Below are 654 nucleotides of genomic sequence, written 5' to 3'. Positions count from 1 at the left end.
AACCACACATCTAAAAATGTACTTGGTTTCTGTGCTTCGATTTCAATAATTGCAGGTGCTTCTATATTCCCTTGATTGACAAAAGCAGCAGTTACTTCAGTAGAACCATTTTGAGAGAACGAATAAGTATTTTGTTTTCCTAATTTATATGGCATTGGACAAACAAAAGTAATAACACCTTTACCTCTATTCACTATTTCATCCAGGTCTACAGAACCATCAATGAATGCTAGATACGTCCTATCTAATTCATCATCAAAAACAAGTTCAGCTGGTTGCTCTGTATATAGCCAATCCGCTACATCTTCTTTTATCTTTTGTAAATCCGCCATATCTTTTGCTGCCTTAATGACAAGAGGAACATCAATACGACGTTCCTCCGTTTCTGTATGAAGAAAAAGAGCCCCTGCGCGATGAGGGACCCTTACTAATTTTCTTTTAACTGGAGCCCAGGAAGGGCGTTTTCTTCCAACTAGCATTTGAATATAATCTTTTCTGATTTTATTAAAAGTAAAACCGAGTTTCCCCAACTTGCTCACCACCCTTAAAATTCCGCCCTTCTTTTTTGGTCACGATTTTGAAGCTTTGTCGTATATGCGTAACTTCCGTTCGCTAATTCTTTTCCATCTAAAACGTTTGTCATATTTACCGTTA

At 37.2% G+C, this 654-nt stretch carries 1 protein-coding gene and 1 pseudogene; both read right to left on the bottom strand.

Translation table 11 applies throughout. The features are described 5' to 3' along the window. Positions 1-530: distal tail protein Dit (locus ACQRBL_RS32490; RefSeq protein WP_427736436.1), on the bottom strand; the 530-nt coding region annotated here is incomplete at its 3' end. A 14-nt stretch (positions 531-544) separates the two neighbouring features. Then, a pseudogene (locus ACQRBL_RS32485) lies at positions 545-654 on the bottom strand (phage tail protein); the annotation flags it as partial.

The sequence above is a fragment of the Bacillus sp. AF62 genome, assembly GCF_050312695.1.
Lineage (GTDB): Bacteria > Bacillota > Bacilli > Bacillales > Bacillaceae_G > Bacillus_A > Bacillus_A cereus.
This window is presented reverse-complemented; position numbering and strand designations above follow the sequence as displayed.